Annotated in this window: 18 protein-coding genes and 2 rRNA genes (1 of these 20 running past the window's edge); 11 read left to right on the forward strand and 9 right to left on the reverse strand. The window is 62.7% G+C overall.

The features are described 5' to 3' along the window. Positions 1–244: 244 nt before the first annotated feature. Together HW090_RS06960 and HW090_RS06965 are read right to left on the reverse strand one after the other, a co-directional pair. Positions 245–814: a YiiX/YebB-like N1pC/P60 family cysteine hydrolase gene (locus HW090_RS06960; RefSeq protein WP_179112830.1), complete on the reverse strand. Its 570-nt coding sequence runs from the start codon at positions 812–814 to the stop codon at positions 245–247. Next, the gene (locus tag HW090_RS06965; RefSeq protein WP_179112831.1) at positions 814–1,218 is read right to left on the reverse strand and encodes a DUF4878 domain-containing protein; all 405 of its coding nucleotides are present in this window, start codon (positions 1,216–1,218) and stop codon (positions 814–816) included. Before HW090_RS06965 ends, HW090_RS06960 begins: the two co-directional genes overlap by 1 nt. 86 nt (positions 1,219–1,304) lie before the next feature. On the opposite strand from HW090_RS06965, the gene HW090_RS06970 reads away from it, so the two are divergent. After that, positions 1,305–1,646 (forward strand): FKBP-type peptidyl-prolyl cis-trans isomerase, encoded by a 342-nt coding sequence (locus HW090_RS06970; protein WP_179112832.1) that lies wholly within the window; start codon positions 1,305–1,307, stop codon positions 1,644–1,646. A 60-nt stretch (positions 1,647–1,706) separates the two neighbouring features. Here the strand turns inward: HW090_RS06970 and HW090_RS06975 are convergent, their stop codons facing one another. Next, the gene (locus HW090_RS06975; RefSeq protein WP_179112833.1) at positions 1,707–2,342 is read right to left on the reverse strand and encodes a pseudouridine synthase; all 636 of its coding nucleotides are present in this window, start codon (positions 2,340–2,342) and stop codon (positions 1,707–1,709) included. A 221-nt stretch (positions 2,343–2,563) separates the two neighbouring features. Between HW090_RS06975 and atzF the strand changes: the two genes are divergently transcribed. The 8 genes from atzF (at position 2,564) to urtE (ending at position 14,534) form a co-directional block, all read left to right on the forward strand. Continuing rightward, positions 2,564–4,354: an allophanate hydrolase gene (atzF, locus tag HW090_RS06980; protein WP_179112834.1), complete on the forward strand. Its 1,791-nt coding sequence runs from the start codon at positions 2,564–2,566 to the stop codon at positions 4,352–4,354. Between the two features lie 65 nt (positions 4,355–4,419). Beyond that, entirely contained in the window at positions 4,420–8,049 is a 3,630-nt protein-coding gene (uca, locus tag HW090_RS06985; protein WP_179112835.1) for an urea carboxylase, read from the forward strand. Position 8,050: 1 nt separating this feature from the next. Then, on the forward strand, positions 8,051–8,824 hold the full coding sequence (locus tag HW090_RS06990; RefSeq protein WP_179112836.1) for a GntR family transcriptional regulator: 774 nt from the start codon (positions 8,051–8,053) through the stop codon (positions 8,822–8,824). After that, positions 8,806–10,071 (forward strand): urea ABC transporter substrate-binding protein, encoded by a 1,266-nt coding sequence (urtA, locus tag HW090_RS06995; RefSeq protein ID WP_179112837.1) that lies wholly within the window; start codon positions 8,806–8,808, stop codon positions 10,069–10,071. Before HW090_RS06990 ends, urtA begins: the two co-directional genes overlap by 19 nt. A 122-nt stretch (positions 10,072–10,193) precedes the next feature. Next, entirely contained in the window at positions 10,194–11,765 is a 1,572-nt protein-coding gene (gene urtB / locus HW090_RS07000) for an urea ABC transporter permease subunit UrtB (protein WP_179112838.1), read from the forward strand. A 76-nt stretch (positions 11,766–11,841) separates the two neighbouring features. After that, positions 11,842–12,921, forward strand: a complete 1,080-nt coding sequence (gene urtC / locus HW090_RS07005; RefSeq protein ID WP_179112839.1) for an urea ABC transporter permease subunit UrtC — start codon at positions 11,842–11,844, stop codon at positions 12,919–12,921. Then, positions 12,918–13,751: an urea ABC transporter ATP-binding protein UrtD gene (gene urtD, locus HW090_RS07010; protein ID WP_179112840.1), complete on the forward strand. Its 834-nt coding sequence runs from the start codon at positions 12,918–12,920 to the stop codon at positions 13,749–13,751. The genes urtC and urtD overlap by 4 nt, the downstream gene beginning before the upstream one ends. An 84-nt stretch (positions 13,752–13,835) precedes the next feature. Then, complete coding sequence (gene urtE / locus HW090_RS07015) at positions 13,836–14,534, forward strand: urea ABC transporter ATP-binding subunit UrtE (protein WP_179112841.1); 699 nt, start codon at positions 13,836–13,838, stop codon at positions 14,532–14,534. Between the two features lie 3 nt (positions 14,535–14,537). On the opposite strand, the gene HW090_RS07020 is transcribed toward urtE, so the two are convergent. Together HW090_RS07020 and HW090_RS07025 are read right to left on the reverse strand one after the other, a co-directional pair. Beyond that, entirely contained in the window at positions 14,538–14,804 is a 267-nt protein-coding gene (locus tag HW090_RS07020; protein ID WP_179112842.1) for a DksA/TraR family C4-type zinc finger protein, read from the reverse strand. A gap of 67 nt (positions 14,805–14,871) precedes the next feature. Continuing rightward, entirely contained in the window at positions 14,872–15,735 is an 864-nt protein-coding gene (locus tag HW090_RS07025; RefSeq protein ID WP_179112843.1) for an oxaloacetate decarboxylase, read from the reverse strand. A gap of 320 nt (positions 15,736–16,055) precedes the next feature. On the opposite strand from HW090_RS07025, the gene HW090_RS07030 reads away from it, so the two are divergent. Beyond that, positions 16,056–16,535 (forward strand): GNAT family N-acetyltransferase, encoded by a 480-nt coding sequence (locus tag HW090_RS07030; RefSeq protein ID WP_179114851.1) that lies wholly within the window; start codon positions 16,056–16,058, stop codon positions 16,533–16,535. A gap of 11 nt (positions 16,536–16,546) precedes the next feature. On the opposite strand, the gene amn is transcribed toward HW090_RS07030, so the two are convergent. Beyond that, positions 16,547–18,022, reverse strand: coding sequence for an AMP nucleosidase (gene amn, locus HW090_RS07035; protein WP_179112844.1), 1,476 nt, complete (start codon positions 18,020–18,022; stop codon positions 16,547–16,549). 71 nt (positions 18,023–18,093) lie between these two features. Continuing rightward, positions 18,094–19,044 carry a hypothetical protein gene (locus HW090_RS07040; RefSeq protein ID WP_179112845.1) on the reverse strand — a complete coding sequence of 317 codons (951 nt, stop codon included), beginning with the start codon at positions 19,042–19,044 and terminating at the stop codon, positions 18,094–18,096. Positions 19,045–19,119: 75 nt separating this feature from the next. Here HW090_RS07040 and HW090_RS07045 point away from each other — a divergent pair, with 75 nt between their 5' ends. Beyond that, the gene (locus tag HW090_RS07045; protein WP_179112846.1) at positions 19,120–19,467 is read left to right on the forward strand and encodes a 4a-hydroxytetrahydrobiopterin dehydratase; all 348 of its coding nucleotides are present in this window, start codon (positions 19,120–19,122) and stop codon (positions 19,465–19,467) included. A gap of 93 nt (positions 19,468–19,560) precedes the next feature. On the opposite strand, the gene rrf is transcribed toward HW090_RS07045, so the two are convergent. Both rrf and HW090_RS07055 read right to left on the reverse strand, forming a co-directional pair. Beyond that, positions 19,561–19,676, reverse strand: a 5S ribosomal RNA gene (gene rrf / locus HW090_RS07050). 149 nt (positions 19,677–19,825) lie between these two features. Continuing rightward, positions 19,826–21,574 (reverse strand): 23S ribosomal RNA (locus tag HW090_RS07055) (it continues 1,142 nt past the right edge of the window).

A 21,574-nucleotide genomic window follows, 5' to 3' on the forward strand; every position in this document is an offset into this window, starting at 1 on the left:
CAGAAAAAACAAATAATTCAGTCAATTAAAATACATCACTGCCAATCAACAACACACCGCCACCTTCCAACATCACCTATATGCACAGACCACTACTTCAATCTCATACGCCGAAAAGGCACAGTCAAATTAGCCCTATATACTCGAATCTATTGAGCGCTCGAAAAATGGCACTTATTGCCGGGTCCATATTTCGGCCATTGAGGAGGAGTGCTTGTTTATACCCTGACCGGAAAACCTGGCATCAAGACGCTGAAGGCAGCAGTCGCAACTTGGGAGAAGCGCGCAAGGCGCCCGGCAACAAGTACTCACCTGCCAGCATGGGGATGTACAGGTAGTCGAACATGACCTCAAGGTCTACGCCTGCCGTTTTCCAGGCCTGCCACACCAGCAGCGTACAGTAGGTGCCTTCGGGCTCTCCGATACGAAATGGCACGCCCAGGGCCAGACGCGCCTGTTCGACAGCCTTCACTCGCTGCTGGGAGGTCGCTTCGACATGGTAGACGGCATGGCGCCGCGAGCGCTTGGGGGCGGAGAAGAATGCCAGGGAGTCGACCACAACGGCATCGGCACGCCCTGGTACTTCGGAGGGTGTTGCGTGAATGACCTGCCAGTTACCCGGCTCACCGATCAGCATACCGACATGGCTGTACTGGTCGCGCCCCACCGCCATGACCATGGCACTGACGGCCTCGGTGCCCTCACGAAAAATCAGATCGCCAGCCTCGGCACCGGAGGGCAGGGAGATAGCCCAGGCCGGCGCCAGCCACAAGAAGGCGAGCAGGCCGCCAAGCCTGAGCAGCCACGCGTACATCACTTCAGGGAGATCTTCCAGTCGCCCTTTTCCTTGACCAGACGTACCCGGTCCTCCTGGCTCTTGCCATTCTTGTAGTTCAAGCGGTTATTCAGCACCGCCTGGGTGCCCTCTTCGTTCACTGTCGATGACAGCACCTCGACGCTGTCGAGGCCATCGTTGGCCTGGATCCGGGCCTGCAACTGCCCGACGATCATCTGCACCTTGCCCTTGGCCTGGACCATCTCGTTCGCCCCGACATCAGCGAAGGAAATCAGCTCGATAGCCTTGTCCACGTCACCCTTCGCCGCCGCCTTGTAGAAATTCTCCACCGTTGACTCGGGGCTACCGCCCGAACACGCGGCCAACAAAATGGCCATCAGGCCCAGGAATAAAACGCGGAACACCGCCTTGCTCTGGTGCATGTCGATACCTACCGGTTGATAATTGACCGACCCAGTATACCCAAGGCTCCCACCGGAAGCCTGGAAGCACCCGACAGGACGGCACGATGAATACAGAACTGAAGATCACCGATATTCACACCGGCGATGGCAAGGCGGTCGTCAAAGGCGCCCTGATCACCACGCAATACCGCGGCACCCTCGAGGATGGAACGGAGTTCGACTCGTCCTACCAACGGGGCAAGCCATTCCAGTGCGTGATCGGCAGCGGACGCGTGATAAAAGGCTGGGACCTAGGCCTCATCGGAATGCGCGTAGGCGGTAAACGCCAGTTATGGGTGCCCGCTCACCTGGCTTACGGCGAACGCCAGATGGGTGAACATATCAAGCCAGGCAGCAACCTGCTGTTCGAGATCGAACTGCTGGAAGTACTGACACGGGACGACTGAAGCCTGAACGTACTGTCGTTTCGGAGCGAGAACGCGGCTTGCGTCGAAACGTCAACGACCCTAGAGCGAATCAGGCGAAATTTCCCGCCACTCACCCGGCGCCAGCGCCTCCAGGCTGGCATTGCCAATCCGCACCCGCACTAGCCGCAACGTCGGCAGGCCGACCGCCGCCGTCATGCGCCGGACCTGGCGGTTACGCCCCTCGCGAATCACCAGTTCCAGCCAGGCGGTGGGAATGCTCTTGCGAAAACGCACCGGCGGATGACGCGGCCAGAGTTCCGGCTCGTCCAGGCGGCGCGCCTGCGCCGGTAGCGTCGGGCCATCGTTGAGTTCGACGCCCTCGCGCAACTGCTGCAATTGCGCCTCGCTGATCTCCCCTTCGACCTGGACCCAATACGTCTTGGGCAGTTTGTGCCGAGGGTCGGCGATGCGTGCCTGCAAGCGGCCATCGTTGGTCAGCAACAGCAGGCCCTCACTGTCCCGGTCCAGTCGCCCCGCAGGGTACATACCAGGCAGCGCGATGAAATCCTTGAGCGTGACCCGTCCCTGTTCGTCGGTGAACTGGGTCAGCACATCGAAGGGCTTGTTCAGCACCAGCAGCCGCGTCTGGGCAGGCGCAGGCCTGGCTACACGCCTGGAACGCTCGTCACCGCGAGCAGTGGGGCGGGGATCGGAAGGGCGACGGGGGCGGGACATGGGGCGGTGCTTCCAGGGCATGGGACAGGGCATAGCATACAGCACGCCCCGCCTTCGCCCGCCCTGCCCCAGCGCGGCGCAACGATGCGCCAGCACAGTGCAATCCATGCATCTCATTTCATGTAGAAAACAGAAAATCCATTAAAATCAAATAGATAAAAATTGGCACGCTCACTGCTAAAGAGATTCCACAACTTGGATACAAGATGGAATTTCAGAGCATGTCCCACGCACTCACCCTGACCGACTGGAAGCTCGCCTACCTCGATGGCCAACGCCCCGCCGACCTGATCGGCCGCCTGCTGGCCGGTATCGACCACAATGACTGTGCCTGGATCAGCCTGGCTGGCGAAGAACAGTTGCAGGCACAGCTACAGCACCTGGACAGCCTGCTGGCCGAAGCCGGCGGCGATCTCGACAAGCTTCCACTGTATGGCGTGCCCTTCGCCATCAAGGACAATATCGATGCGGCGGACTGGCCCACCACGGCCGCCTGCCCGGCGTTCAGCCATATCGCCGAACAGGATGCCCACGTCCTCGCTCGCCTGCGCAAGGCCGGCGCGGTCCTGATCGGCAAGACCAACCTGGACCAGTTCGCCACCGGCCTGGTCGGCACGCGCTCGCCGTATGGCGAGGTGCCCAACAGTTTCGACCCGGACTATGTCAGCGGCGGCTCCAGCTCAGGTTCGGCCAGCGTGGTCGCGCGCGGCCTGGTGCCCTTCTCCCTCGGCACCGATACCGCCGGATCGGGACGGGTGCCGGCGGGCTTCAACAACATCGTCGGGCTGAAGCCGAGCAAGGGCTGGCTTTCCACCAGCGGACTGGTGCCCGCCTGCCGCACCCTGGACTGCATCTCGGTCTTCGCCCTGAGCGTGGAGGATGCCGCCCTGGTGGCCAGCCTGGCCGGTGGCTACGACGCCGCCGATCCTTATTCCCGCAAGAATCCATGCACAGCCCCGGTCGGCATGGGCAGCGCACCGCGCTTCGCCGTACCGGACACGCTGGAGTTCTTCGGCGACCAGCAGGCACAGGCCGCCCATGAGCAGGCCCTGGAGCGATTGACTGCGCTCGGCGTGCACCTGCAACCCATCGACTTCACCCCGTTCCGCCTGCTGGCCGAACAGCTCTACCAGGGCGCCTGGGTCGCGGAACGCACCGTTGCGCTAGAGGGTGTCGACGCCGAACAGATCGAGCCGGTGGTACGCGGCATTGTCGCGAATGGCCATGCCTACGACGCCTGCGACGCCTACCGCGCCGAATACCGGCGCGCCGAGCTGAGCCGCCAGATCAACGACCTGCTGGCGGGTTTCGATGCCCTGGTGGTGCCCACCAGCCCAACCATCCATACCCGCGCAGAAATGGCCGAGGAGCCGGTGCGCTTCAATAGCCAGTTCGGCACCTACACCAACTTCACCAACCTCGCCGACCTCGCCGCTCTGGCTCTGCCCGCAGCCCTGCGCGCGGACGGCTTGCCCGCCGGGATCACGCTGATCGCACCGGCCTGGCACGACCAGGCGCTGAGTGCCTTCGGCAAACGCTGGCAGGCACATACCCGCCTCCCCCTCGGCGCCACCGGACGCCACCTGCCTGAACCACAGAACACCCTGAACACCCCTGCGCACGGCAGCGTGCGGGTCGCCGTGGTCGGCGCCCACCTGACCGGCATGCCCCTCAACTTCCAGCTCACCAGCCGCGCGGCGGTGCTGGTCGAGCAGACGCTGACCGCGCCGGATTATCGCCTCTATGCCCTGGCCGGCACGGTGCCACCCAAGCCGGGGCTGGCCCGCGACGAGGACGGCAGCTCGATCATCGTCGAGCTGTGGGACATCCCCCTGGCGCGCTTCGGTGAGTTCGTCGCGGAAATTCCCGCGCCGCTCGGCATCGGCAACCTGACCCTGGCCGATGGCCGCAGCGTGAAGGGTTTCATCTGCGAACCCTGGGCCCTGGCCGACGCTCGCGACATCACCAGCTTCGGCGGCTGGCGCGCCTTTATCGCCAGCACCAAAGCGTAATCAGCTCCCCTCGCCTGCACGCGGGAGAGGGAACAAGAACAGCGCCAGCCAGGAGGCCGCAACACATGTTCAACACCGTACTGATCGCAAACCGTGGCGAGATCGCCGTCCGCACCATCCGCACCCTCAAGCGCCTGAGTGTCCGCAGCGTTGCGGTCTACTCGGAACCGGATCGCAACGCACCGCATGTCCATGAGGCCGATATCGCCATCGCCCTGGGCGGAGAGAAAGCCGCCGACAGTTACCTGAGCGTCGACAAGATCCTTGCCGCCGCCCGGGAAAGCGGCGCCCAGGCGATCTACCCCGGCTATGGCTTTCTCTCCGAGAGTGCCGAATTCGCCGAAGCCTGCGAGGCCGCTGGCATCGCCTTCATCGGCCCGACACCCGGACAGATCCGCGAATTCGGCCTCAAGCACCGAGCCCGTGAACTGGCCGGCGCGGCCGGCGTACCGATGGCGCCCGGCACCGGCCTGCTGGACAGTGCCGAACAGGCCCTGCAGGCCGCCGAGGCCATCGGCTATCCGGTGATGCTCAAGACCACCGCCGGTGGTGGCGGTATCGGCCTGACCCGCTGCGACGATGCCGCCGGCCTGCAAGCCGCCTTCGACAGCGTCAGGCGCATGGGCGAGCAGTTCTTCAGCGATGCCGGGGTGTTCCTCGAATGCTTCATCGACCAGGCCCGGCATATCGAGGTACAGATATTCGGTGACGGCCAGGGCCGTGTGGCGGCACTGGGTGAGCGCGACTGCTCGCTGCAACGGCGCAACCAGAAAGTCGTGGAAGAGACCCCGGCCCCTAACCTGCCCCAGGCCACGCGGGAGAAACTGCACGCGGCAGCGGTCGAGCTGGGTCGCTCGGTGGCCTATCGCAGCGCCGGGACCGTGGAGTTCATCTACGACAGCCGCCGTGACGCCTTCTACTTCCTCGAAGTGAACACCCGCTTGCAGGTGGAGCACCCGGTCACCGAAATGGTCACCGGCCTCGACCTGATCGAATGCATGCTGCGTGTGGCCGCCGGCGACGCGCTGGACTGGCCGGCCCTGGAGCGGACGCCCGAAGGTGCTGCCATCGAGGTGCGCATCTATGCCGAAGACCCGCTGAAAAACTTCCAGCCCAGCCCTGGCGTACTCAGCGAGGTGTACTTTCCGCAAGACGTGCGGGTCGATGGCTGGGTCAGCAGCGGTAGCGAAGTCTCGGCCTTCTATGACCCGATGCTGGCCAAGCTGATCGTCAAGGGCGCCGACCGTCGCCAGGCCATCGCGCGACTGAGCGAAGCGCTGGCCGCCACGCGCCTGCATGGCATTTCCAGCAACCTCGACTACCTGCGCCAGGTCGTCGCCAGCGAGGCGTTCCAGCAGGCACGCGTCTGGACCCGCCTGCTCGATGACTTCGCCTTCTGCCCCAGCACCCTCGAAGTGCTGGAGCCAGGCACCTACACCAGCGTGCAGGACTTCCCCGGCCGCCTGGGCTACTGGGACATCGGCGTGCCACCGTCCGGACCGATGGACGACTTCGCCTTTCGCCTGGCCAATCGCATCGTCGGCAACCATGCCAGCGCCGCCGGCCTGGAGTACACCCTGCAAGGCCCGACCCTGCGCTTCCACTGCGACAGCCTGATCGCCCTGACCGGCGCCGATTGCCCGGCCGAACTGGACGGCCAGGCCGTTCCCTACTGGGCGCCGATCAGCGTCAAGGCCGGCCAGACCCTGAAGCTGGGACACGCCCGCAGCGGCTGCCGCGGCTACCTGGCGATACGCAACGGCCTGGATGTGCCGGTCTACCTCGGCAGCCGCTCCACCTTCGCCCTCGGCCAGTTCGGCGGCCATGCGGGCCGCACCCTGCGCCCGTCCGACATGCTGGCGATCTCGCAACCGCACCTGCCAGCCTGCACCACGCCGGCACCGGTCAGCCCACCGCAGCCGCTGGATGCCAGCCTGGTCCCGCACTACGGCAACACCTGGGACATCGGCGTGCTGTACGGCCCGCACGGTGCACCCGACTTTTTCACCCCGGAGGCGATCGAGGCCTTTTTCGCCGCCGAATGGGAGGTGCACTACAACTCCAACCGACTTGGCGTACGCCTGTCCGGCCCCAAACCGAGCTGGGCCCGCGCCGATGGCGGTGAGGCCGGGCTGCACCCGTCCAACGTACATGACTGCGAATACGCCATCGGCGCGATCAACTTCACCGGCGACTTCCCGGTGATCCTGACCAAGGACGGCCCGAGCCTGGGCGGCTTCGTCTGCCCGGTGACCATCGCCAAGGCCGAACTGTGGAAAGTCGGCCAGGTCCGCCCCGGCGACAAGCTGCGCTTCCACCCGATCAGCTACCAGCAGGCGCGCAGCCTGGAGCAGGCACAACTGGGCAGCATCGAAGCACTGGCGGCGATCTCCGCCGTCACTCTGCCGGCACCGTCCCTGGCGCCGCAGCAGACCGCCTCCGCAACCATCCTCGCAGAGCTGCCGGCCGAAGAGGGCCGCCCCCACGCCACCTATCGCCAGGCCGGTGACGCCTACCTGTTGCTGGAATACGGCGACAACGTGCTGGACCTCGCCCTGCGCCTGCGCGTGCACCTGCTGATGGAAGCGCTCAAGGCCGAACCGCTGACCGGCCTGGAGGAACTGGCGCCCGGCGTGCGCTCGCTGCAACTGCGCTACGACAGCCGTGTACTCCACCAGCAGGCCCTGCTGGCCCACCTGCTGGAGCTGGAGCGAAACCTGCCGGATGTCGAGCGAATCAAGATCCCGACCCGCATCGTCCACCTGCCCATGGCCTTCGAGGACAGCGCCACCCTCGGCGCCGTGCAGCGCTACAGCGAGACCGTGCGCGCCCAGGCGCCCTGGCTGCCGAACAACGTCGACTTCATCCAGCGCGCCAACGGCCTGGACAGCCGAGAGCAGGTGCGCGACATCCTGTTCGATGCCAGCTACATGATCCTCGGCCTCGGCGATGTCTACCTCGACGCGCCCTGCGCCGTGCCGCTGGACCCGCGCCACCGCCTGCTCAGTTCCAAGTACAGCCCGGCGCGCACCTTCACCGCCGAGGGCACCGTGGGCATCGGCGGCATGTACATGTGCATCTACGGCATGGACTCGCCCGGCGGCTACCAGTTGGTCGGGCGCACCCTGCCGATCTGGAACAAGCACTGCAAGAACGAGCAGTTCGCCGATGGCCAGCCCTGGTTGCTGCACTTCTTCGACCAGGTGCGTTTCTACCCGGTCAGCGAGGAGGAACTGACCCGCCAGCGCGAAGCCTTCCGCGAGGGCCGGGCACAGGTCCGCATCGAAGCAGGCGAGTTCGACTTCGCCGAATACCGCCGCTTCCTCGCCGAGCAGGCCGAAAGCATCGACAGCTTCCAGCAGCGCCAGCAACAGGCCTTCGCCAGCGAGGTGGAACGCTGGCATGAATACGACGTCCACGTCGAGCCACTGCAACAGGCCGCCACGGGAGAGGAAGAAGACCTCGACGGGCACCTGGTCAGTGCCGAGATGTGCGGCAGTGTGTGGAAGGTGCTGGTGGAGCCGGGCCAGTTCGTCGAGGCCGGCACCCCGCTGCTGGTGGTCGAGGCGATGAAGATGGAGCTGTCGGTGAAGGCGCCGGTGAGCGGCACGGTCAAGGCCGTGCGCTGCCAGCCCGGCAAGGCCGTCACCCCTGGCGACACCTTGCTGCTGCTGACCCCGCTGGAGGCGGCCTGACATGCAACTGGCAGGCACCCATCCAGCGCCGCAGCGGCCGCAAAGCCTGGCCGCACGCATCTACGCCAGCATCAAGGATGACATCGGCCACTTCCGCCTGCTGCCGGGCGACCGCTTTTCCGAAGGCGAGATCGCCCAGCGCATGGCCGTCAGCCGCACACCGGTGCGCCAGGCGTTGGACCGCCTGGCCCGCGAAGGCTACCTGCAAGTGCACTTTCGCAGCGGCTGGCAGGTACGGCCGTTCGACTTCGAGCACTTCGAGGAGCTGTACGAGGTGCGCATCACCCTGGAACTGGAAGCGCTCCAGCGCCTGTGCCTGCTGCCGTCCGAGTCCCTGGCCGAGCGTCTCGGCCCGCTCTGCGCCACCTGGCTGGTGGACGCCAGCCAACGGCAGACCGAAGAACGCACCGTGCAGCAGCTCGACGAAGACTTCCACTGCCAATTGCTGGAGCTTGCCGGCAACCACGAGATGGCCCGTATCCACCGCGAGATCAGCGAGAAGATCCGCATCATCCGCCGCCTCGACTTCACCCAGGGCGCACGGGTAACCGCCACCTACGAAGAACACGGACAGATCCTCCGCACACTGCTGGAGCGCCGTTGCCAGGACGCCCAGCAGCTGCTCAAGGACCACATCGAAACCAGCAAGGCCGAGGTGCGCAGCATCACCCTGCACCGCCTGCACAGTGCCCGGCAACAGGCACTGGCGGAGCAACGGCAGCACCTCGCAACGGATTCACAACAGGAGCTATCACCATGCAAAGACGCAGTCTGATCAAGGCCTTCACCCTCTCCGCCTCCATCGCCGCGATGGGCATGACCTGGACCCTGCAGGCCGCCGAGACCATCAAGGTCGGCATCCTGCACTCGCTGTCCGGCACCATGGCCATCTCCGAGACCTCGTTGAAGGACATGGCGCTGATGACCATCGACGAGATCAACGCCAAGGGCGGCGTACTCGGCAAGCAACTGGAACCGGTGGTAGTCGACCCCGCGTCCAACTGGCCGCTGTTCGCCGAACGCGGTCGGCAGTTGCTGACCCAGGACAAGGTCGCCGTGACCTTCGGCTGCTGGACCAGCGTGTCGCGCAAATCCGTACTGCCGGTCTACGAGGAACTCAACGGCCTGCTGTTCTACCCGGTGCAGTACGAAGGCGAGGAAATGTCGCCGAACGTCTTCTACACCGGCGCCGCGCCGAACCAGCAGGCGATCCCGGCGGTGGAATACCTGCTCAGCGAGGACGGCGGCAGCGCCAAGCGCTTCTTCCTGCTCGGCACCGACTACGTCTACCCGCGCACCACCAACAAGATCCTGCGCGCCTTCCTGCACAGCAAAGGCATCGCCGACAAGGACATCGAAGAGGTCTACACGCCGTTCGGCCACAGCGATTACCAGACCATCGTCGCCAACATCAAGAAATTCGCCGCGGGCGGCAAGACCGCCGTGGTCTCCACGGTCAACGGCGACTCCAACGTGCCGTTCTACAAGGAACTGGCCAACCAGGGCCTGGAAGCCACCGAAGTGCCGGTGGTGGCCTTCTCGGTGGGCGAGGAAGAACTGCGCGGCATCGACACCAAACCACTGGTCGGGCACCTGGCGGCCTGGAACTACTTCCAGTCGGTGGAAAACCCGGTCAACGAGGCCTTCGTCGCCAAGTGGAAGGCCTACGCCAAGGCCAAGAGCCTGCCCAACGCCGCCAACGTGGTGACCAACGACCCGATGGAAGCCACCTACGTCGGCCTGCATATGTGGGCCCAGGCGGTCGAGAAGGCCGGCACCACTGACGTCGACAAGGTCCGTGCGGCCATGGCTGGCCAGGAATTCGCTGCGCCGAGCGGCTTCACCCTGAAGATGGACGAGAAGAACCATCACCTGCACAAGCCAGTGATGATCGGCGAAATCCAGGACGACGGGCAGTTCTCGGTGGTCTGGGAAACCGACAGCCCGATCCGCGCCCAGCCGTGGAGCCCGTACATCGAAGGCAACGACAAGAAAGCCGATACCCCGGTGAAGTCGAACTGAGGCAAAGCCCCTCTCCCCACCCCTCCCGTGCCGTAATTTCAATCGCGCGGCATTGCTCCCCTCTCCCGCTCGCGGGAGAGGGGCTGGGGGAGAGGGCAAAAAGTAGCCCCAAGGATCACGCCATGCCCACTGCCCTTACCCGAATTTTCCTGAGCCTGCTGCTGTTGCTGCCCCTGGCCGCGACCGCTGGCGAAGCCGACGACTTCGTCGCCGCCAACGCTGGCAAACAGGCCAAGCTGCTGCAGGACTGGAGCGCCGCCCCCGATGCCCAGCGCCAGCCCTTGCTGCAGGCCCTGCAACAGGGCCGTGTTGGCAGCGATGCCGACAAGCGCGCCTTCATCGAACGGGACGGCGCCTGGCACGCAGCCGACGGCGATGCACAAGCCAACGGCACACCCCGCAAGCTGCGCCTGAACAACCGCCTGCGCGGCCTGCTCGCCACCGCCCTGGCCAGTCACCAGTTGCTCAGCGCCGATGCCGTCGAGCGACTGGCCGCCGCCCGCCAGTTGCAACGCTCTGCCCAGCCCGCACAGCTGGAACGTCTCGGCGCCCTGCATGCCGAGGAAAGCGACGAGGCCGTCCGCGACGCCCTCGCCCTGGCGCTGGCCAACCTGCAACTGACCCACACCGACCCAGCCGTGCGTCTGGCGGCCGTGCGCCTGCTCGGCGAAACCGGCGAACCCCAGGCGCGCAGCCGCCTGGAGGCCCTGCTGCAAGCCGACGCGGAAAGCGACCCGGCCGTGCGCACCGCGGCGGAAACCAGCCTGGCCCAGGTCAAGCGCAAGCTGCTGGTCGGCGAACTACTCGGCCAGGCCTTCAGCGGCATGAGCCTGGGTTCGGTGTTGCTGCTGGCGGCCCTTGGCCTGGCGATCACCTTCGGCCTGCTCGGGGTGATCAACATGGCCCACGGCGAGATGCTGATGCTCGGCGCCTACTCCACCTACCTGGTGCAACTGGCGTTCCAGCGCCTGGCGCCGGAGTTCCTCGACTTCTATCCGCTGGCCGCCCTGCCGGTGGCCTTCTGCGTCAGCGCCACCATCGGCATGGCACTGGAACGCACGGTGATCCGCCACCTGTATGGCCGCCCGCTGGAAACCCTGCTGGCGACCTGGGGCATCAGCCTGATCCTGATCCAGGCGGTGCGTGTGCTGTTCGGCGCGCAGAACGTCGAAGTGGCCAACCCGGCCTGGCTATCAGGTGGCCTGCAGGTGCTGCCCAACCTGGTGCTGCCGTACAACCGCATCGTCATCATCGTCTTCGCGCTGGCTGTGGTACTGCTGACCTGGCTGCTGCTGAACAAGACCCGCCTCGGCCTGAACGTGCGCGCGGTGACGCAGAACCGCAACATGGCCGCCTGCTGCGGCGTGCCCACCGGGCGCGTGGACATGCTCGCCTTCGGCCTCGGCTCGGGTATCGCCGGCCTCGGCGGCGTGGCCCTGAGCCAGATCGGCAACGTCGGCCCGGACCTCGGCCAGGGCTACATCATCGACTCCTTCCTGGTGGTGGTACTCGGTGGCGTCGGCCAACTGGCCGGTAGCGTGCTGGCGGCCTTCGGCCTGGGCATCACCAACAAGATCCTCGAACCGCAGATCGGCGCCGTACTGGGCAAGATCCTGATCCTGGGGCTGATCATCCTGTTCATCCAGAAGCGCCCGCAGGGGCTGTTCGCCTTGAAAGGGAGGGTGATCGACTGATGAAACTCGCCCTGACGCCCCACCACCTCGAACAGACAAACCGTCACACGCGCACAGGCGCTGGAGAGAATCGCCCATGAACCAGCCCCTCACGCTGACGCTGGCACAGAAAGCCGGCCCCAGGCTGACCCTGGCAATCGCCGCGCTGGTCTCGGCCATCCTGCTCGCCATGCCGCTGCTGCACCTGCTGCCGGCGGAACACACCCTGCACGTTTCGGCCTACAGCCTGACGCTGGTGGGCAAGATCCTCTGCTACTGCATCGTCGCCCTGGCCCTCGACCTGGTCTGGGGCTACGCCGGGCTGCTGTCGCTGGGCCACGGCCTGTTCTTCGCCCTCGGCGGCTATGCCATGGGCATGTACCTGATGCGCCAGAGCGCCGGCGATGGCCTGCCCGCATTCATGAGCTTCCTGGCCTGGAACGAACTGCCCTGGTACTGGTACGGCACCAGCAACTTCCTCTGGGCGCTGTGCCTGGTAGTGCTGGTGCCGGGCCTGCTGGCGCTGGTGTTCGGCTTCTTCGCCTTTCGCTCGCGGATCAAGGGGGTGTATTTCTCGATCATGACCCAGGCGCTGACCTTCGCCGGCATGCTGCTGTTCTTCCGCAACGAGACCGGCTTCGGCGGCAACAATGGCTTCACCGATTTTCGCAGCATCCTCGGCTTCGCCATCACCGCGCCTGGTACACGCGCCGCGCTGTTCATCGCCACCGTCGCCTTGTTGGCGGGCAGCCTGGCCCTGGGCTTCGTCCTGGCGCGCAGCAAGTTCGGGCGCATCCTCACGGCAGTACGCGATGCCGAGAACCGCCTGATGTTCTGCGGCTACGACCCGCGTGGCTACAAGCTGTTCATCTGGGTGCTGAGCGCGGTGCTGTGCGGCCTGGCCGGTGCGCTCTACGTACCACAGGTCGGCATCATCAACCCGAGCGAGATGGCGCCCACGCAATCCATCGAAGCCGCGGTATGGGTCGCCCTCGGCGGACGCGGCACGCTGATCGGGCCGCTGCTCGGCGCCGGCCTGGTCAACGGCATGAAGAGCTGGTTCACCGTGGCCTTCCCGGAATACTGGCTGTTCGCTCTCGGCGCGCTGTTCATCATCGTCACCCTGTACCTGCCCAAGGGCCTGGTCGGCCTGTTGCACAAGAGGAACAAGCCATGAACGTCCACACACGAGACACTTCGCACCTGGCCGGCAGTGGCCGTGAAGCCATCGGCCTCGGGCACGTCGCGGGCCAGGGCCTGGATGCTCGCCACGGTACCATCCTCAGCCTGGAAGACATCAACGTCAGCTTCGACGGCTTCAAGGCCCTCACCGACCTGACGCTCTACATCGGTGTCGGTGAACTGCGCTGTATCATCGGCCCGAACGGGGCCGGCAAGACCACCATGATGGACGTGATCACCGGCAAGACCCGCCCCACCAGTGGCAGCGCGTTCTTCGGCGATACCCTGGACCTCTCGCGCATGAGTGAGGCGCAGATCGCCCAGGCCGGGATTGGTCGCAAGTTCCAGAAACCGACGGTGTTCGAGGCGCTGTCGGTATTCGAGAACCTGGAGTTGGCACAGAAAGCCGACCGATCGGTATGGGCCAGCCTGCGCGCGCGCCTTTCCGGCGAACAACGTGACGGTATCGACGAGGTGCTGCACACCATCCGCCTGCACGACCAGCGGCAGCGCCAGGCCGGATTGCTGTCCCACGGGCAGAAGCAGTTCCTGGAGATCGGCATGCTGTTGGTGCAACAACCGCAATTGCTGCTACTCGATGAGCCGGTGGCGGGCATGACCGATGCCGAGACCGAGTTCACCGCCGAGCTGTTCAAGTCCCTGGCGCGCAAGCACTCGTTGATGGTGGTCGAGCACGACATGGACTTCGTCGGTGCCATCGCCGACCACGTCACCGTACTGCACCAGGGCAGCGTGCTGGCCGAAGGCTCGCTGGAGAAGGTGCAGAACGACGAGCGGGTGATCGAGGTGTACCTGGGGCGCTGAAAGCCCTCTCCCCCTCCTGCAAACGGGAGAGGGGAACACACATGAGGCGCGCCTGCGCACCGAACAATGGTTAAGGACATTTCTATGCTGCAAGTCCAACAGCTCCACCAGTACTACGGCGGCAGCCACATCCTCCGTGGTCTGTCGTTCGACGCGAAGGTCGGCGAAGTCACCTGCCTGCTCGGACGCAACGGCGTCGGCAAGACCACCCTGCTCAAGTGCCTGATGGGCCTGGTCCCGGCCTCGGACGGTAATGTGCAGTGGGAAGGCAAGGCCATCACCACCTGCAAACCGCATCAGCGCGTACACGCCGGTGTCGCCTACGTACCGCAGGGGCGCGAAATCTTTGCCCGCCTGACGGTCGAGGAAAACCTGCTGATGGGGCTTGCCCGCTTCAGCGCCAAAGACGCCAAGGCCGTACCCGAGTTCATCTACGAACTGTTCCCGGTATTGCGCGAAATGAAGCATCGCCGGGGTGGCGACCTTTCCGGCGGCCAACAGCAACAGCTTGCGATAGGACGGGCCCTGGCCAGCCAGCCACGGCTGCTGATCCTCGACGAACCCACAGAAGGCATCCAGCCCTCGGTGATCAAGGAGATCGGCGTGGTGATCAAAAAACTCGCCGCCCGTGGCGACATGGCGATCCTGCTGGTGGAGCAGTTCTACGATTTCGCCGCCGAACTGGCTGACCAGTACCTGGTGATGAGCCGAGGAGAAATCATCCAGCGTGGCGCAGGCAGCGCCATGGAAGCCGAGGGCGTTCGCGGGTTGGTCGCCATCTGAGCCTCAGCGCAACTGGCTGTCCTTGCTGCCGCGCCGGTTATAGCCGCTGAAGTTCATCTGCTCGCGATCATGTTCCGCCTGGCAACCGATGCACAGGCGCACTCCCGGTACGGCCTTGCGCCGTGCCGGAGGAATCGGCGCTCCGCACTCTTCGCAATGCTCCAGGCTTTCGCCCTGAGGCAACTGGTTGCGGGCGCGCTGCACCGCATCCTCGATGGTGCTGTCGATCTGTTCCTGTACGGCCCCGTCATGGGCCCAGCCGGTGGCCATGCCACACCTCCAGCGCAACGATTGGCGATCATGGAGATATGGACGCGCCCCGCGCTTTTTGCAAGCCCTATTCCTTGACCTGCATGTACTCCTCGGCCCAGACCATGTACTCGTCCGCCGTGGAATACTTCACCGAAAGCTGAGAGGCGTTCAGGTCGCAGGCCTGCACCTCGCGCTGCTCGCGCAGGCAGTCGTAGGTCGCCTTGATCGCGGCGAAATAGGCGGCATGACCGTTCACCACGATGCGCACGCCGAGGCTGGCCAGGCGGGCATTGTCGCGAAGTTTCGGGTTGCCGTAGGTCACCAGCATCAACGGCACGTTGATCTGCTCGGAGACCTTTTCCAGTTGCTCGAAATCCTCGATACCCACCAGGCAGATCGCGTCGGCACCGGCCGACTCGTAGGCCTGGGCGCGCGCGATCACCTCTTCGATACCAATCACGCCGGCGTTGGTGCGGGCAATGATGCAGAGCTCCGGATCGACACGCGCCTCCAGCGCGGCACGCACCTTGCCGACACCTTCGAAGATGCCGATCAGGTCGGTGGACTTACGCCCGAATTTGGCAGGCAGCACCGTGTCTTCGATGGTCAGCGCGGAAATCCCGGCACGCTCCAGTTCGGTCACGGTACGCATCACGTTCAGGGCATTGCCATAACCGTGATCGGCATCGGCGATCACCGGCAACTGCGCCACTCGCCCGATGCGCGTGGCCTGCTCGACGAACTCGCTCAGGGTGATCAAGGCGAAGTCCGGCGCTGCCAGAACCTGCAGGGAAGCCACCGAGCCCCCGAGAATACCCACCTCGAAACCGAGGTCGGCGGAAATACGGGCCGACATGGGATCGAAAACCGAGGCCGTGTGATAGCAAGCACCGGAATTCAGCAGCTCGCGAAAACGTATTCTCAATGTGTGATGGGAGTGTCTTTGCATTTTCGCTCTCTTGTATGGACCACGCGTGCAGTCAGCTCACACCCCGCGGATACAGACCGGCATTGCGCACGGATCAACCATGAAAGCGGAGCGTGAATACGAAAAAGTCCCGGAAAGACGAAAATGCGGTACACACGGCGGCGTACCGAACGACACATATCCGAAGAGCATCCTGACAACACGACAGACTGCGGCATTATGCGCCAAAAAGCCGCATCCGTCAGGCCGAATCCCCTCTGTAACAAGGCTTTCATCCACACGAGCCTGTAACATTGCATGCTTTCCAGCCGAGCGAATCACTCATGCTCAGATTCCGCGAAATGCACGCCCAGGACATTCCCGCCGTCATGCTCATCCAGCAGGCCTGCTACAGCGCCGAGGTCCTGGAAAGCGAAGCCGTGATGCAGTCACGGCAGGCCAGTGTAAGCGATACCTGCTGGGTCGCAGAGGATATGCAGGGTGTCTGCGCCTACCTGTTCAGCTACCGCTCCAGGCTTGGCAAGGTCACTCCCCTCGATGGTGAGCTGTGCCATGCAGAGGATGCAGACTGTCTCTACCTGCACGATCTCGCCGTGCTGCCACGCATGGCAGGACAAGGCGTCGGACCATCCCTGGTCAGCCATGCATTGAAGTTGGCCCGCCCGCGACTGGGCCATTCCGCCCTGGTATCCGTGCAGGATTCCCAGGGCTTCTGGTCACGCCAGGGCTACCGTCCCCACGGGCCGCTGCCTGTGCAGCAGCAAGCCAACCTGGACAGCTATGGCATACCCGCTGTCTACATGGTGCAGGTTCTGGACTGAACCTGCGCGTATCAGCGGAAAGGCGGCTCGTCGAAACTGCGCAGCTTGCGCGAGTGCAGCGAATCGAGTTGGTTGCGCAGCAGGTCGAGGGCACAAATGCCGATCTTCAAATGCTGGCTGACCGCGCGCTCATAGAACGCATTGGCAGAACCTGGCAGTTTGATCTCGCTGTGCAGGGGCTTGTCGGACACGCACAGCAAGGTGCCATAAGGCACACGCAGGCGATAACCCTGGGCGGCGATGGTGCCGCTCTCCATGTCGACCGCTACCGCCCTGGCCAGGTTGATCAGCGGCCGCTCCTGAGCCCAGCGCAACTCCCAGTTGCGGTCATCGTAGGTCAGCACGGTACCAGTCCGCAGACGCTTCTTCAGCGCATCGCCTTTTTCGCCGGTGACCTGGGCAGCGGCTTCCTGCAAGGCTTGCTGCACTTCGGCCAGGGCCGGCAGCGGGATATTCGGCGGCAATACGCGGTCGAGGATGCCGTCACGGCGCATGTACGCGTGGGCCAGCACATAGTCGCCAATGGTCTGTGATTGGCGCAGGCCACCGCAGTGACCGATCATCAGCCAGCAATGCGGGCGCAGGACAGCCAGGTGATCGGTGATGTTCTTGGCATTGGACGGACCGACGCCGATGTTCACCAGCGTGATGCCATGACCATCTTCAGCAATCAGGTGATAGGCCGGCATCTGGTAACGGTGCCAGACGACACCGGCGACGATCGCCTGCGCCTCACCCTCATCCATACCGCGCTCGATGACCGTATTACCGGGCAGGACCATCCGCACGAAGCGTCCATCCTCACGCAACTGGTCGAGCCCGTGGCGAATGAACTGGTCGACGTAACGATGGTAGTTGGTCAACAGGATCCAGGGCTGCACATGGCGCCAGTCACTGCCGGTGTAATGCACCAGGCGACGCAGCGAGAAATCCACGCGCGCCGCGTCGAAAAGAGCCAGCGGGAAGGGCTCGTCACCCTCCCAGTCGTGAAGGCCATCGGCAATGTCGTCGCAGGCAGCGGACAAGTCCGTGCTGGGAAACACCCGGGACAGCTCTGCCGCCGTTACACCACTGCCCGCCAACTCATCGCCCTGCTCGACGACATAGGGGTAAGGAATGAAACGATCACTGACCCCGACCTCGACCCGTACACTGAAATCGCGCATCAGAGGAACGAGCTGGTCCAGCAGATAACGCCGAAAAGCCACCGGGTGAGTGACCGTGACACGGTATACACCAGGCACCTGCACCTTGGCATAGGCACGGGTAGAAACCGGAATCGCCCCGGCGCACTGGTAGGTCAGGCGCAACTCGGGATAGCGGAAGAGACGGTGTAGGGACGCATCAGGCGCGACACGCTCCTTGAGGTAACGCTTGAGCGCCTGACTCAAGGCCTGGGTGGCCTGCTGGTGCAACTGCCCCAACAGATCGACGGCCTCTTCGGCACTGCTGACAACGGTGAATTCGCCACTGGTTTCGTGACTCATCAATTCGCTCCTGAATATTCGACACCCCATCTTGCCTGTAGCGACATGACAAAGGTAGCGCCAATCAGGCATCAGACACTGATGGAAACCATCCCGCCGATGGACAGTCCACCCAGGATTCCGCCGCCCATATCGGCGGCGATGTCTGCAGTCTCACTCATCAATTTATTGATTTGCTGCAGCTCCTTGCGTGACTCGGTGTCTCCCTGTTCCAGATTCTTCTTGACCAATTCGAGCAACGATTTCAGCTTGCCAAGCACATCCTTGATCAACTCGGCATCCTGACGACGCTGGCGCGCATCCGTGTTGTCCTGGTTATTCAGATAGGCGCCAAGGGATCTAGCCTCGCGCTGGGCCGACTCTGCCTGTACTTGCGACTTGGCATCATCGGCGCTCTCCGCCGCCGCATTTTCCTCGGTCCTAGCGTCCTCACTGTCATCGCTCGACTCAGATGTGGATTCGGGTACCTCGACATCATTGGCAAGTGCATCACCCTCCAGATCAGCATCGACGCTCGATGATCCGACCTCATCACCCTCATCACTCAGAGCGCCCTCTGTATCACTCGAACTGGTGGCGATGGACGAAGTTGATGAACCGCCTTTGAGCACTTGTGCAGCCTGGCCGAGCTCTTGTGCCAACAGGCGTATTTCCCTTAACGCCCCTTTGCTAGCCAACCCGGAAGCGGCCAGCAGCTTGAGCATCTTGATACGCTCCTTCATCTGCTCGATCCGTTGCCTGGCTGCCGCCTTGCGGGACTCATCAGCAGCGTTCAACTTGTTCAAGAGACCACTGGAAGCCTTGCGCAGGGTGCTCAAACGCTGATTGAGAACCTCGCCGATGGAAGGCGTACGCTCCTTCTCCTGCACAACCTCGGCCTGAGCGGTCGATGTCTCGGACACCGAAGCCGAACGGGCGGTTGGACGAGTTGTAGCTGTAGTGGAAGTCGATATGGGCAACGTCATGTCAAAGCTCCGAAACCAACCAATGGTATCGGCAACAACGGCCTGGAACTTGAGCACTGGCTGGCCCCCTAACTACCTGCGCAAGGGCGCTTGAACCAAGACTGCAACAGCCCTATGCAAGGAGGAAAAGAAATGAGCGACCGAAAGTCTCCTCAAGACTCGCCAATCCAGACATCCCCCCAGGCGGAATCAAGAGTGGCCGACGAGGCACTGGCAGGTCTGATCGAGGAAATACCAGGCTGGAATATCAGCGTCCAGAATGGCATCAAGCAACTGGAGAAAACCTACAGCTTCAAGGACTTTGCACAAGCGCTGGAGTTCGTAAACGCCATAGGTGAGATGGCAGAGGCCGCCAACCACCATCCAGCCCTTCTACTCGAATGGGGCAAGGTCACCGTGAGATGGTGGAGTCATGAGTCCAGGGGACTGCACCTCAAGGACTTCCAGCTTGCAGCACACACCGACGAACTCAGTCGATGAATGCATGAGGCGGCAAACATCTGTCTCAGGACTGTTTTCCTCATCGCAAAGACAAACCCCCCGATCCATTAGGACCGGGGGGTTTGATTAGAAGCTTGACGATGACCTACTCTCACATGGAGAAACTCCACACTACCATCGGCGATGCGTCGTTTCACTACTGAGTTCGGGATGGGATCAGGTGGTTCCAACGCTCTATGGTCGTCAAGCAATTCGGTTGCTGTCTCGGGGTTTAGCCGCTACAGCGAATTGGGTATGTGATGTCTATGGTAATGCTTTGTAGTGCTCTTGCAAACTTTCGGTTTGTCGACTTTACCTTCGACACCCTCTGCTGTGCAGCAGATTGTTTGGGTGTTATATGGTCAAGCCTCACGGGCAATTAGTACTGGTTAGCTCAACGCCTCACAACGCTTACACACCCAGCCTATCAACGTCGTAGTCTTCGACGGCCCTTCAGGGAGCTCAAGGCTCCAGTGAGATCTCATCTTGAGGCAAGTTTCCCGCTTAGATGCTTTCAGCGGTTATCTCTCCCGAACATAGCTACCCGGCAATGCCACTGGCGTGACAACCGGAACACCAGAGGTTCGTCCACTCCGGTCCTCTCGTACTAGGAGCAGCCCCTCTCAAATCTCAAACGTCCACGGCAGATAGGGACCGAACTGTCTCACGACGTTCTAAACCCAGCTCGCGTACCACTTTAAATGGCGAACAGCCATACCCTTGGGACCGGCTTCAGCCCCAGGATGTGATGAGCCGACATCGAGGTGCCAAACACCGCCGTCGATATGAACTCTTGGGCGGTATCAGCCTGTTATCCCCGGAGTACCTTTTATCCGTTGAGCGATGGCCCTTCCATACAGAACCACCGGATCACTAAGACCTACTTTCGTACCTGCTCGACGTGTCTGTCTCGCAGTCAAGCGCGCTTTTGCCTTTATACTCTACGACCGATTTCCGACCGGTCTGAGCGCACCTTCGTACTCCTCCGTTACTCTTTAGGAGGAGACCGCCCCAGTCAAACTACCCACCATACACTGTCCTCGATCCGGATAACGGACCAGAGTTAGAACCTCAAGGTTACCAGGGTGGTATTTCAAGGTTGGCTCCACGCGAACTGGCGTCCACGCTTCAAAGCCTCCCACCTATCCTACACAAGTAAACTCAAAGTCCAGTGCAAAGCTATAGTAAAGGTTCACGGGGTCTTTCCGTCTAGCCGCGGATACACTGCATCTTCACAGCGATTTCAATTTCACTGAGTCTCGGGTGGAGACAGCGCCGCCATCGTTACGCCATTCGTGCAGGTCGGAACTTACCCGACAAGGAATTTCGCTACCTTAGGACCGTTATAGTTACGGCCGCCGTTTACCGGGGCTTCGATCAAGAGCTTCGCTTGCGCTAACCCCATCAATTAACCTTCCGGCACCGGGCAGGCGTCACACCCTATACGTCCACTTTCGTGTTTGCAGAGTGCTGTGTTTTTAATAAACAGTCGCAGCGGCCTGGTATCTTCGACCAGCAAAGGCTTACGTAGTAAATACTTCACCCTCACCGGCGCACCTTCTCCCGAAGTTACGGTGCCATTTTGCCTAGTTCCTTCACCCGAGTTCTCTCAAGCGCCTTGGTATTCTCTACCCAACCACCTGTGTCGGTTTGGGGTACGGTTCCTGATTACCTGAAGCTTAGAGGCTTTTCCTGGAAGCATGGTATCAACCACTTCACTTTCTAAAAGAAAGCTCGTCATCAGTTCTCGGCATTGATTTCCCGGATTTACCTAAGAAACCTGCCTACCACCTTAAACTTGGACAACCAACGCCAAGCTGGCCTAACCTTCTCCGTCCCCCCATCGCAGTAACCAGAAGTACGGGAATATTAACCCGTTTCCCATCGACTACGCTCTTCAGCCTCGCCTTAGGGACCGACTCACCCTGCGTCGATTAACGTTGCGCAGGAACCCTTGGTCTTTCGGCGTGCGAGTTTTTCACTCGCATTGTCGTTACTCATGTCAGCATTCGCACTTCTGATACCTCCAGCAAGCTTCTCAACTCACCTTCACAGGCTTACAGAACGCTCCTCTACCGCTCAACTTACGTTGAACCCGTAGCTTCGG

Origin of the sequence: Pseudomonas sp. ABC1 (genome assembly GCF_013395055.1) — a bacterium.
Lineage (GTDB): Bacteria > Pseudomonadota > Gammaproteobacteria > Pseudomonadales > Pseudomonadaceae > Stutzerimonas.